This window comes from Amycolatopsis speibonae (assembly GCF_042647925.1).
Taxonomy (GTDB): domain Bacteria; phylum Actinomycetota; class Actinomycetes; order Mycobacteriales; family Pseudonocardiaceae; genus Amycolatopsis; species Amycolatopsis speibonae.
Genome location: NZ_JBHRWK010000143.1, coordinates 19,097 through 31,362 on the forward strand (window position 1 = coordinate 19,097; position 12,266 = coordinate 31,362).

Here is a 12,266-nt window from a genome sequence, read left to right on the forward strand (position 1 = left end):
TAGGCAAGCGTGCAGGAATGTGAGAATTCCCAGTCTGGAAGAGTGTCGAAAGGCCGCATCCATAACCGGTTGCGGATATGCGGGGGATGGTTCGGTACCGGGTTCTCGGCAGCATTGTAAAGCAAGCTCAAGGTCAGCGCGTCCTGCCGGTGTCCGGAACAAGCGGGCGCTCTCGCGGAACCCGAGGCCAAAAGGGCAGCCTTTTATGGAAGTTCGCACCAACGCGACTGCTCGTTCCGACTCGGGGAGTACTTTACGTCGCAGGAACCCGTCAAGCCCGGTAGCAAGTCAACCATCCGACGCACCTGACGGGTATCTGCTTCCGTTGTGACCACCCCGTACACGTTGGCGGGCGTTCAGGAGAATCCTTCGTCAGCTCGGCGCCGAATCTCCCGGTTTCGCGTGGCAGGAGTGATCCGCGTGTTGGTGGGCCAGATGGCAGGGGGACGGTCTTGCTGACCTCATACGATTACCACGTCGGACCCGGCACCGGCCTGCTTGGACAGACACTTCCGCGTGTGCTGGCAGCGGCCGCCTCCGACGAGGCGGGCAGCGTGGCCTTCGTCGACGGCAAGGAGACATGGACCTGGAACCGCTGGCAGGAATCCACCCAGGCACTGGCCAGGGGATTGCAGGAACGCGGTGTCGGCCACGGGGACGTCGTCGTCGCCCAGCTACCCAACAGCTGGGCCTTCCTCGTGGTGCACGCGGCCGTTGCCACCGCGGGCGGAGTTCTCTTGCCGATCAACCCTCGCGAGCCCGGGCAGAACGTGGCCGCTTTGGCCCAGCGGGTCGGGGCACGAACCGTCATCACAGTGGCGCAGCGGGCAGGCAAGCCGCACGGGGAAAAGGTTCCGATCGTCGGTGCGACCGTATCCGACCCGGACGGCGTCGTCATCCTCGCCGAAGACCGGCCAGTCGCGATCAGTGAGCTGATCGAAGAATTCGCCGACGCGCGACCCCGCCCCGTCCGCGTGCGGCCCGACGACCCTTTCCTGCTCACCCCCTCCTCCGGAACCACCTCGCGGCGCCCGAAAATCTGTGTGCACAGCCATGACGGCCTGTTGTCGAACGCCGCCGCCGTGGTGACCGCGAGCGGGCATTCCGGCGCGGATCGCCTTGTCAGCGCCGCCCCCGTCACGCACCTGTTCGGGCTGCTGTCCATCCACATGGCACTTTTCTCCCGCGCTTCGCAGCTCATGCTCGACGGCTGGCGCCCGGAGAAGCTGATCGACGTCATGCGGTCATCGGCCAGTGAACAGGTGACCCTCTTCGCGGTGCCTACCCAGCTGCACGACCTTCTCGACCACCTGCGACAGAACCCCGGCGAGCACTCCGTCCGTTTCCGGGAGGTGCGGACCGCCGGTTCCGTGGCATCGCCACGCTTGGTGGCCGATCTGAGGGACTCACTCGCCGAGTCGGTCGTCGTGCAGTGGGGGATGTCGGAACTCGGCGCCGGCCTGTTCACCAGCGCCAACGATCCGGACGACGTCGCCGCCCGCGGCATCGGCAGACCGGTGTCCGGGGCAGGCGTCCGTATCGTGGACGAGAACGGCGCCGACTGTACCCCAGGGACGGTCGGCGAACTCTGGTTCACCGGCCCGCACCACTTCCGCGGCTACCTGGGGGATCCGGATCTGACCGGACTGTCCTTTCAGGACGGCTGGCTGCGCACCGGTGATCTGGCCAGTCTCGACGAGGCAGGGCTGGTCGCCTTCCACGGCCGCGCCGCGGAGATGATCGATGTCGGCGGCAAGAAGTTCCCCGCGACCGAGGTCGAGGAGCTCCTCGCGGATCTGCCCGGTATCGGGCCCGCGGCGATCGTCGGACGCGCCGACGAACGGCTTGGGGAATACCCCAGCCTGCTGGTCACCGAGAGCTCTTCGGCCACCTTGCCCGACGTGACGAAGCACCTGACGACCAAGGGGGCGGCACCGCACAAATTCCCGGCCGAACTTCTGGTCGTGCCCGGCATTCCGCGCACCGCCACCGGAAAGATCATCCGGCACAAGCTCGCCGAGCTGGCTGACCGGGCCGAGCGGATCCACCGGCGCGAAGAACCGGACGCGGCCAGTGGCCCGGGAGCCGAGGAACTGCTGCGCGTCGTCATCGCCCACGCCCGGAGCGTGCTGGCGGACGACTCCGGTCCGGCCGGCCGGGACGAATTCAGCTCAAAGAGTGCCTTTCGCGACATGGGCATCGACTCACTCGGCGCCATGCGGCTGGCGAAGGCGCTCAGTGCCGCCACCGGGACGGCGCTGAGCAGCGCCGACGTCTTCAACCACGCGACGCCCATGGCACTCGCGGCGTATCTGGCGGGCCGGTCGAGCCGCACCGATCGGGCGACCCCCGCACCAGCGCCGACGCGGCCCCGGTCCGCAGCGGACGACGATCCGGTGGTGATCGTGGGCATGGCGTGCCGGCTGCCCGGAGCGATCGGCACCCCGGAGGATTTCTGGCGGCTGCTGATCGAGGAGCGGGAAGTCGTCGGCCCACCGCCGTCGGATCGCGGCTGGTCGCTGGCGGACCTGCCGGCCGACGAGATCCCGGGGATACCGCCCGACCTGGTCGGGGGCTTCCTGGACGACGTCGCGGGTTTCGACGCGGAGCTGTTCGGCATCACCCCGGTGGAGGCGCGCGCCATGGATCCGCAGCACCGGCTGCTGCTGGAACTGGCGTGGGAGGCGCTGAACCGGGCCGGTCTGGATCCGCTGGCGCTGCAGGGCCCGGAAACCGGGGTCTTCGTCGGGATGATGTCCTCGGATTATCTCCCGCGGGTGTCCGAGTCCATGGACCGTTACCACGGTTACGCGATGACCGGCAACGCCGGTGGGGTCGCGTCCGGCCGGATCTCCTACCACCTGGGCCTGCGCGGCCCGAGCTTCACCGTGGATACCGCCTGCTCCTCTTCCCTGGTCGCGCTGCACCAGGCGCGGCGCGCGTTGCGGGACGGCGAATGTGATCGCGCCATCGTGGCCGGAGTCACCGTGATGTCGACCCCGGCCGCGTTCATCGACTTCGGCAAGCAGGGGCTGCTCGCACCCGACGGCCGGTGCAAGGCATTCGCGGCCGGTGCCGACGGCGTCGCCTGGTCCGAGGGCGCGGGAGTGGTGGTCCTGGAGCGGCTGTCCGCCGCCCGGCACAGGGGCCACCCGGTGGTGGCCGCCATCAGCGGCTCGGCGATCAACTCCGACGGCGCGAGCAACGGGCTGACCGCGCCCAACGGGATCGCCCAGCAGGAAGTCATCCAGCGGGCGTTGGCAGACGCGCGGCTCACCGCCGCCGACGTCCAGGCTGTCGAGGCGCACGGCACCGGCACCCAGCTCGGCGATCTGATCGAGGGCAAGGCACTGCAGGCCGCCTATGGCAGTGACCGCACGGCGGGGCTGTGGGTCGGTTCGGCCAAGTCAAACCTCGGGCACACCCAGGCAGCCGCGGGAATCGTCGGCCTGATCAAGATGGCGCTGTCCATCCAGCACGGAACGCTGCCCAGGACCTTGCACGCCGACATACCGCTGGACCAAGTGGACTGGAGCCCGGACGGGCTGCGGCTGCTGACCAAGGCCACCGCTTGGACAGGCGACTCACCGCGCCGGGGCGGGGTGTCCGCCTTCGGCATCGGTGGCACCAACGCACACGTGATCCTGGAGCAGCCGCCCGGGGAGGTGGCAGGGGAGAAGCCGCCCGCCCCCGCCGACCCGGCGCCGTGGGTGTTCTCCGCGGCCTCGGCCGACGGAATGCGCGCGACGGCGGCCCGGCTGCGGGATCTGGCCGACGACCTGGCCGCGGGCGCACCCGCGGAGATCCAGGGTCACCTCGACGATGTCGCGCGGACCCTGGCCCGAACCCGCTCGTCCCTGCCTCACCGGGCGATCGCACTGCCGGACGACACCGGTGACCACCGGCCCGCTCTGGCCGCTCTGGCCGCCGGGGACTACAGCGACGACGCTGTAGAAGGGCGGGGGCGGGGCAACGAACTGACGGCGTTCGTCTTCTCCGGGCAGGGCCAGCAGTGGTGGGGGATGGCTCGGGAACTGGCCCGCACCGCGCCGCCGTTCGCCACGGCGCTCACCGAGTGCGATCAGGCTCTGCTGCCGCACCTCGGCTGGTCGGTCGCGGATTTCCTGTGCACCGAGGACACCGAATCCGCGCAGCCGGTCGACGTGGTCCAACCGGCGCTGTTCGCCATGATGGTGGGGCTCGCCGCGCTCTGGCACGCGCACGGAGTCCGGCCGGACGCGGTGACCGGGCACAGTCAGGGCGAAATCGTCGCCGCGTACGTCGCCGGTGCCCTGTCGCTGGCCGATGCCGTCCGTATCGTCGCGGTGCGCGGACTGTTGCTGCGTGAGCACGCAGGCGACAGCGGGATGGCCCTGATCGGGCGCCCCGTCGGAGAAGTCCGGGAAATCCTGGAATCGCTGGGAAATCCGGTCAGCATCGGCACGGTCAACGGACCGTCGGCCACCGGGATCAGCGGCGAGATCACCGCGCTGGAAGCCACGATGGCCTGGTTCCGGGAACGCGGTATCCCGGTTCACCGGATCGCCATCGACTACGCGAGTCACAGCTCCCTGATGGATCCCCTCCTCGGCGATCTCCGGGCGGAACTCGCCGACATCAAGCCCCGGCGGGGCTCGATCCCCTTCTTCTCCGCGACCACGGGCGGTCAGGTGGACGGCCTCGACCTGACCGCCGGCTACTGGTGCCGCAACCTCCGTGAAACGGTCGACCTGCGGCAGGCGGTCGCCACGATGGCCGAGCGCTCATACCGGCGGTTCGTCGAAGTCAGCGCACACCCGGTGCTGTCGGACTCGATCGAAGAAACCCTCGCCGAGACCGGCACGAACGGCACGGTCATCGCCACCGTCCGCCGCGATGCCGCCGATCTGCGGTCCTTCCGCCGTTCGCTGGGACAGGCGTATGTCAACCGGGTGTCGATCGACTGGGACACGTTGCCGGGCTCCACCGGCGGCCGGTTCGCCGAACTGCCCGGCTATCCCTTCCAGCATCAGCGCTTCTGGTACGACGCGCCCACTCTGGCTCGCCCCGCGGGGGACCGGTCCGCCGCCATGGCGGAACCCGCGGCCACGGAACCGGCCGAGCGCAAGGTGGAACAGGGGTTCGATTCGCTGCTCGCGCTCGTACGGGAACAAGCCGCGGAGGTGGCAGGCTACCCCGGCGCGGATTCGGTCTCGGGTGACAGCGACTTCGACGAGCTGGGCTTCACCTCGTTGTCCTACACCGAGTTGCAGTCCCGGATCGTCAAGCGGACGGGATTGCGCCTGCCGACCATCGTGATCAGGGAACATCCCACCCCCGAGGCACTCAGCCGGTTCCTCACCGCACGGACTGACCTTTCCGGCTCGGCCGGATCGTCATCCTCGGCCAAACGTCCCACCTTCGCCGCCGTTCACGGTCCGGACGCGACGACCGTGCGCGCTACGGAACTCACACTGGACAAGTTCCTCGACGCCGCGACACTGGCCGGGGCCGTCACCTTGCCTCGCGCGACCGGCGCACCCACCACGGTGCTGCTCACCGGCGCCAATGGCTATCTAGGTCGCTTCCTATGCCTGGAATGGTTGCAGCGGTTGTCCCGCACCGGAGGCAGGCTGATCTGCCTGGTTCGCGGCGAGACGGCGCAGGCCGCGACGGCCCGGCTGACAGATTCCTTCGCCGGCGACGGCGAACTGTCGGCTCGCTTCGAGGAGTTGGCCGCTGATCACCTGGAGGTGGTCCGCGGCGATGTCGCCGAGGCGAACCTCGGGCTGGACACCGCCACTTGGCGGCGGCTGAGCGAAACCGTCGACCTGATCGTGCATACGGCGGCCCAGGTGAACCACGTGCTTCCCTACGACGAATTGTTCGGCGCCAACGTAGTCGGTACCACCGAACTGATCAGGATGGCGTTGACCACGCGGATCAAGCCGGTCAACTACATCTCTACCGTAGCAGTGGTCGCCACCCAGAAATCGTGCCCGGACGAGGACAGCGACCTCCGGGTGAGCAATCCGGTCCGGGAACTGGATCACGGATACGCCAACGGATATGCCACCAGCAAGTGGGCCGGTGAAGTGGTACTCCGAGAGGCGCATGATCTCTGCGGCCTGCCGGTCGCGGTGTTCCGTCCGGGCATGATCCTTGCCCACTCCTGGTATGCGGGGCAGCTCAACGTGTCCGACGTCTTCACCCGACTGCTGCTCAGCCTGATCGTCGCCGGCCTGGCACCGAAGTCGTTCTATCTGACCGATTCGCGGGGCGATCGCCGCCCCGCGCACTACGACGGTCTGCCTGCCGACTTCACCGCCGAGGCCATCACCGAACTGGGCGCGCGAGCGGGCGAGGGGTACCGGACGTTCAATGTCATCAACCCACATGACGACGCTATTTCCCTGGATACGTTTGTCGACTGGCTGATCGAGGCCGGGCATCCTCTCGATCGTGTCGAGGACCATGCGGAATGGTGCACGCGGTTCGAGGCCGCTGTCCGGAACTTGCCGGAGCCGCTGCGGCAGAGCTCGATACTGCCGCTGCTGCACGCGTTTGCCGCCCCGCTGGATCCGGCTTCCGGTGCCCAGGTGTCCGCCGATGGGTTCCGGACCACGGTGCGGGCCGCGGATTCGGGACTCGGCAGAGACATCCCCCATGTTTCCTCGGCCCTGATCGCCAAATACGTTCAGGATCTCGACAGGCTGGGGCTCACGGCGAATTCGGCAGAACTGCCACCCGAGCCGAATTCCGGCGTAACCGACTCGACTGACTTGGCCGAGGGGAGACTCGTTCTCGCCCGGCGTGCCGAATCTGGCAGGCAGCTTCCCGGAATGGTGCGTTGATGGAGATCGAAGCATCCGGCGAACCGGACAGGGAGAGCAAATTGGAACAACCACGGGTAGCCGGGGAACCGCTGGATTTCGTTCTCTCCGAGGCCAGTGCCACCTCGAGCCCGTTTCGTCGGAGCGGGCCGAGTCCGGAGCATGCGTTACATCCGCCCCTTTCCGAACGCCTGGCGAACATCTCGAGTCGGCTGGCCACACAGATCTGGACCACCGATTGCTTCACGACCACCCTCAGCGAGTGGCTGCGGCGTCCCGTGCGTTACGTTTCCACACTGCACGAGATCGGTCCGGTCACCGAAGGATCGGCGACCCGGCTGGGAATCGAACCAGGCAGTCCGGTGATCTATCGCCGCGGGCACCTCGTAATGGCCGGCCACGGCGAACAACACGTGGTGGCGGAGGTGCGAGCCGTGGTCGCCCATGATTCGCTGGATCCGGAGGAAAGGCTCGCCCTGGAGTCCAGGGCTGTCGCGCTGGGACACTTGCTGCGACGGCGCGGCGTGCGCAGGCACACCCGCGCTGTCACCCCGGCCTCGGGCAATGACGGAACAGGCAGGCGACTACTGAAAATCGCCGCCACTCTGGTGGTCGCCGACAATCCCGTCGCCGTCGTAGACGAGATGGTCTACGACAACGCGCTCACCCTTTCTCGGCACCTCTCCTGCAAGGAAGCGTTCAGGCGCCATGCGGAGAGCTTCCCGCATCGCGCCTGAACAGCGTCAAAGGGGCGGCGAACTATTGGTCGATCAGCTGTTGATCCGGTACCGAATAGCGATCACCGGCGGTGGCATCGGCCGGGACAGCCGCCTCGACAGCGGCCAAGTCGTCAGCGGTCAACGCCAAATCCGCCGTAGCGACGTTCTCTTCCAGGTACTTGATCTGCCGGGTGCCGGGGATCGGGACGACGCCTTCGCCGCGGTGGTGCACCCAGGCCAGCGCGAGCTGGGCCGGCGTGACACCCCGTTCGGCGGCGATCGCCGCCAACGCCTCGACGAGCGACACGTTCTTGACGAGATTCTCCTCGCTGAACCGTGGCAGTACGGCACCGCGCAGGTCTCCCTTGCTGAAGCTGTCGGCGGAGGTGAACCGGCCGGTGAAGAAGCCGCGGCCGAGCGGCGAATACGCCACAATGCCGATGCCGAGTTCTCGGCAGGCCGGCGCGATCTCCGCTTCGATGTCACGCGACCAGAGCGACCATTCGGTCTGCAGCGCGGTGATCGGATGCACGGCGTTGGCACGACGGAGAGTTTCCGGACGCACTTCGCACAGGCCAAGGTGGCGGACCTTGCCTGCCTGGACCAGTTCCGCCATCGCGCCGACCGTCTCCTCGATCGGCACCTGCGGGTCCACCCGGTGCTGGAAGTAGAGATCGATGGTGTCGACGCCGAGTCGGCGCAGCGAATCGTCGGCAGCGCGACGCACATACGCCGCGTCACCCTGAACACCGAAATGGGGATTGGCCTTGTCTCGAACGAAGCCGAACTTCGTGGCCAGCACGACCTTGTCGCGATGATGCTTCACGGCCTTGCCGAGAAGCACTTCGTTCGCGCCGGTGCCGTACATGTCAGCGGTGTCGAACAGAGTGACGCCCAGATCGATCGCCCGGTGGATCGTCGCGATCGATTCCGATTCGGGTCCGGGACTGTAGAAGTCGCTCATGCCCATGCATCCCAGGCCCTGAGCGGAAACGTCCAGGTCGCCGAGCTTACGTGATTTCATGTGCCCTCCTTGACGGAGTGTGGACGAACTCGATCCCGGCGGTCTCAGCTGGATCTGGTGCGGCCGCTTCACGCCGTCGCGTCGCACTTCCCGTAGCCGACGATGCGTTCTGCGGCCAGCCGACCGCTGATGAGCACCATCGGGACGCCGACACCCGGGCGGGTGCCGGAGCCAGTGAAGACGACGTTCTCGCCCCACAGGTTGCTTGGCCGGAAGGGGCCGGTCTGAAACAGGCTGTGCGCCGACGCGAACGGGGTACCCGCGGCCATGCCTCGTCGGGCCCAGTCCGCAGGCGTGCTGATGTCCTCGACTTCGATGGCGGAGCCGAACCCATGGTAGCCGGTGCGTTCGAGTGTCGCTACGACCTCATCGCGGTACTTCGAACGGAGACGGGTCCAATCGAGCCCGGCGTCGAGGTTGGGTGTCGGGAAGAGGACGTAGTAAGTGTGCTTGCCCGGCGGCGCCAACGAGGGATCGGAGTGGGTGGGGTTGGTGACGAGGAACGACGGGTCGCTGGGAAGCCGTCCTTCGTGAAGCAGTTCGCGGAAGGTGCCGCGCCACGCCTCACCGAAGTGGATGTTGTGGTGCGCCAGGCCGTCGTAGCCGGCACGGGAGCCGGCCAGGAGGAGAAAACAAGACGGTGAATAGTGAAGGCGGCGCACGGAACGCGGAGTCCGGCCGAGCAAATCACGATAGGCGATCGGCAAGTCCGGGTTCAGTACCACCACGTCGGCGGGGATGCGCTCGCCGTCACCCGTGATCACAGCGGTCGCCCGGTTGCCGTCGACCTCGACTTTCGCGACTTCGGTGGAATATCGGAACTCGGCACCGTGCTTTTGCGCGGCCGCGGCCATCGCTTCTGGCACGGTGTGCAATCCCCCGGACGGGAAATAAACGCCGCCGATGGTGTCCATGTAGGAGATCACCGCGTAGAGGGCAAGCGCCTGGAACGGCGACACACCGGCGTACATCGCCTGGAAGGAGAACACCTTTTGGGTACGGGGGTCGTGGAGGTAGGAACCGACTTTGCCGGCAAGGCGGCGGAAGCCGCCGACCGCGGCGAGCCTGGCGAGGTTGGGGGTCAGCATTCCCCACGGAGAGTCGATGTTGTGGTCGATGAAGTCGTCCATCTCGAAGCGATACAGCTGCCGCATGAACCGATGGAAACGGATGTAGCCGTCTGCTTCCCGGGCGCCGCACAACCGAGAGATCTCGGCAGCCATCGCCTCCGGATTCGCCTGGACATCGAGCTGGCTACCATCCTGGAACCGAGCCCGGTACAGCGGGTCGAGCGGATTCAAGGTGAGCCAGTCCGTCATCCGTTCACCGACGCAGGCGAACGTCTGCTCGATCAGGTCCGGCATGGTAAGCACAGTGGGACCGGTGTCACAAGTGAAGCCGTTGCTCTGCCACACACCCGCGCGACCGCCCGGCACCGCTTCCCGTTCGACGACGGTGACCTCCCGTCCGGCAGCGGTCAGCCAGAGCGCGGTCGACAAGCCGCCGAGACCGGCACCCACCACGACGACCCGCTGGGTACGTCCTGACACCGTGCGAATTCGCATGCCTGCTCCTCAAAGCGTGGAGTGGTCGTATTGCCGACGTAGCCGCAGCCGAGACCTGGTCGTGGAGAAGCTCAGCAGGACGAAGCTGTTGGTGATCAACATGGTGGTCACGAGGAAGAAGAGCGCCTCCTCGATCGGCAACCCGAACAACATCACGCCGCTGGTGTGCGCAGAGCTGATCTGCCAGGTACCGCTGCGAATGGCGAACAGGTCGGCGAACCAGAGAACGACGGTGATCGACAACGCGGCCAGCCGTCGTCTCCGGGCGGCCCACAACAGGTCGGCGCCGACCGCGGCCTGCAGCGCCAGCGGTGGGCCGAACCACACCAGCATCGAACCGAGGTACAGCGCGTTGGTGTCGAGGGCTGCCGCGACACCGCCGATCAGGGCCGCTGTCAGCCACAATGCGCTGTACACCGGGCGTCGCCACGAGCGGCTCGCCGACGGCGCCCGCATCGGCGTCGTGGGAAGGACCGTGAGTGTCCAAAACCCGACAAAGAGCGTCTGACCGATCATGAACAGGTACTCCTCGATCGGCACGTCCGCGATCGTTCCCCAGATACTGTCCGGCGGATATGACCACACCGAATTCCGGATGATCCAGCCGTCCCACGGCGCGGTGTAGCACACCGCGAGCACCGCGAGCAGCCCCATGAGAACGAATCGGCCGGTCCAGTTCGCGCGGGTCGTCCGATGGCGCCAGGCGAACAGGAGCGCGGACACGACGATCAGCGGTGCGAGAACACCCGCCAGGAATTCTCGGTAGATCATGTCAGTTCCCCTCGTGCGGAAACCGATTCGCGCCGTGCCACAATCGCCTTGCCCGCCGGTACGCGGGAACCGCCACCCGCAGGCGTCGTGTGATCCCCACCGCGACGCGACGGTCCAGAACGCGGTACTCGGCGCGCTCGATCTCATCGAGGATTCCGCCGTACAGCAGGAACGCGGTGCGGATACAGTCTCGGCTGGACGGTGCCAGCATCTCGATCCCAGGCTCCGCGAAGGCATAGATCCGGCGGATACGCTCGATCTCGAACTTGAGCAGATCCACGAATCTCCGGTCGATCGAACCGGCCGCGACGCGCTCGCGGGTGACACCGAAGGCTTCCAGGTCCTCCAACGGCAGGTAAAGGCGACCACGTCGCAGATCCTCGGCGATGTCCCGGACGAAGTTGGTGAGCTGGAACGCGTCACCGAGTGCCGCGGCCCGCTCGTAAGCCTCCGGATCCAGCGGCTCCAAGACAGGCACCATCTGAAGGCCGATGACAGCGGCGGACCCGTACATGTACTCGCGGAGGTCCTCGAACGTCCGATACTCGGTGACCGTGAGGTCCATGTGCATCGACTTGAGGAACGCCTCGACGTGGTCGATCGGGATGTCCCACACCCGCATCGTGTGTTCGAGAGCCCGGCAGACCGGATCTTCGCCGGTGCCCGCACGCAGGCCGGCGAGCGCCCGCGAGCTCCATTCGGTCAGATCGTCGGCCCTGGTGCGCGCATCCCCGTTGTCGACGATCTCGTCGGCGTACCGGGCGAACCCGTAAAGACTGTTGACATAAGGACGTTTGCCAGGGGGAAGAAGCAAAGTCGCCAGGTAATACGTCCGGCCATAGTCCGCATGCAACCGTCGGCAACACTCGTAGGCGTCCCGGAGTCCGGGATCCTCGACACCGGCCGCGTCGAGCCACTTCAGGTGTACAGGCCTGGTCTTCACGCTCTGCGTCATCGTCGCCCTCTTCCGGCTCGGCCTGAAACCGAAGAACGTGTTGGCCTGGCTCGCATTTCAGGCTCCTTCCTCGGCGATGCGCATGGCCTCTTCGATCAGCGTCTCGACGATCGCGTGCTCGGGGACGGTCTTGATGACCTCGCCCTTGACGAAGATCTGGCCCTTGCCGTTGCCGGACGCGACGCCGAGGTCGGCCTCACGCGCCTCACCCGGACCGTTGACGACGCAGCCCATGACCGCGACGCGCAGCGGGATCTCCATGCCTTCGAGCCCGGCGGTGACCTGCTCGGCGAGCGTGTAGACGTCCACCTGCGCGCGGCCGCACGAGGGGCAGGAGACGATCTCGAGCTTGCGCTCCTTGAGGTTCAGCGACTGCAGGATCTGGATCCCGACCTTGACCTCTTCCACCGGCGGCGCCGA

7 protein-coding genes are annotated in these 12,266 nt (G+C 67.1%); 2 read left to right on the forward strand and 5 right to left on the reverse strand.

Translation table 11 applies throughout. The annotated features are described in order from the left end of the window. Positions 1–518: 518 nt before the first annotated feature. Positions 519–6,833, forward strand: a complete 6,315-nt coding sequence (locus tag ACFOSH_RS42580) for a type I polyketide synthase (protein ID WP_378247259.1) — start codon at positions 519–521, stop codon at positions 6,831–6,833. Beyond that, a complete protein-coding gene (locus tag ACFOSH_RS42585; protein WP_378247260.1) occupies positions 6,833–7,549 on the forward strand; it encodes a hypothetical protein in 717 nt (238 codons plus the stop codon). Before ACFOSH_RS42580 ends, ACFOSH_RS42585 begins: the two co-directional genes overlap by 1 nt. Positions 7,550–7,571: 22 nt before the next feature. Here the strand turns inward: ACFOSH_RS42585 and ACFOSH_RS42590 are convergent, their stop codons facing one another. The 5 genes from ACFOSH_RS42590 to ACFOSH_RS42610 form a co-directional block, all read right to left on the reverse strand. Further along, on the reverse strand, positions 7,572–8,555 hold the full coding sequence (locus ACFOSH_RS42590; protein ID WP_378247261.1) for an aldo/keto reductase: 984 nt from the start codon (positions 8,553–8,555) through the stop codon (positions 7,572–7,574). 68 nt (positions 8,556–8,623) lie between these two features. Further along, a complete protein-coding gene (gene crtI / locus ACFOSH_RS42595) occupies positions 8,624–10,075 on the reverse strand; it encodes a phytoene desaturase family protein (RefSeq protein ID WP_378247262.1) in 1,452 nt (483 codons plus the stop codon). Between the two features lie 54 nt (positions 10,076–10,129). Then, entirely contained in the window at positions 10,130–10,891 is a 762-nt protein-coding gene (locus ACFOSH_RS42600; protein ID WP_378247263.1) for a lycopene cyclase domain-containing protein, read from the reverse strand. 1 nt (position 10,892) lies between these two features. Further along, positions 10,893–11,846: a phytoene/squalene synthase family protein gene (locus ACFOSH_RS42605; protein WP_378247264.1), complete on the reverse strand. Its 954-nt coding sequence runs from the start codon at positions 11,844–11,846 to the stop codon at positions 10,893–10,895. A gap of 57 nt (positions 11,847–11,903) precedes the next feature. Further along, positions 11,904–12,266 (reverse strand): flavodoxin-dependent (E)-4-hydroxy-3-methylbut-2-enyl-diphosphate synthase (locus tag ACFOSH_RS42610; RefSeq protein ID WP_378247265.1); only part of this gene is annotated, 363 nt, incomplete at its 5' end.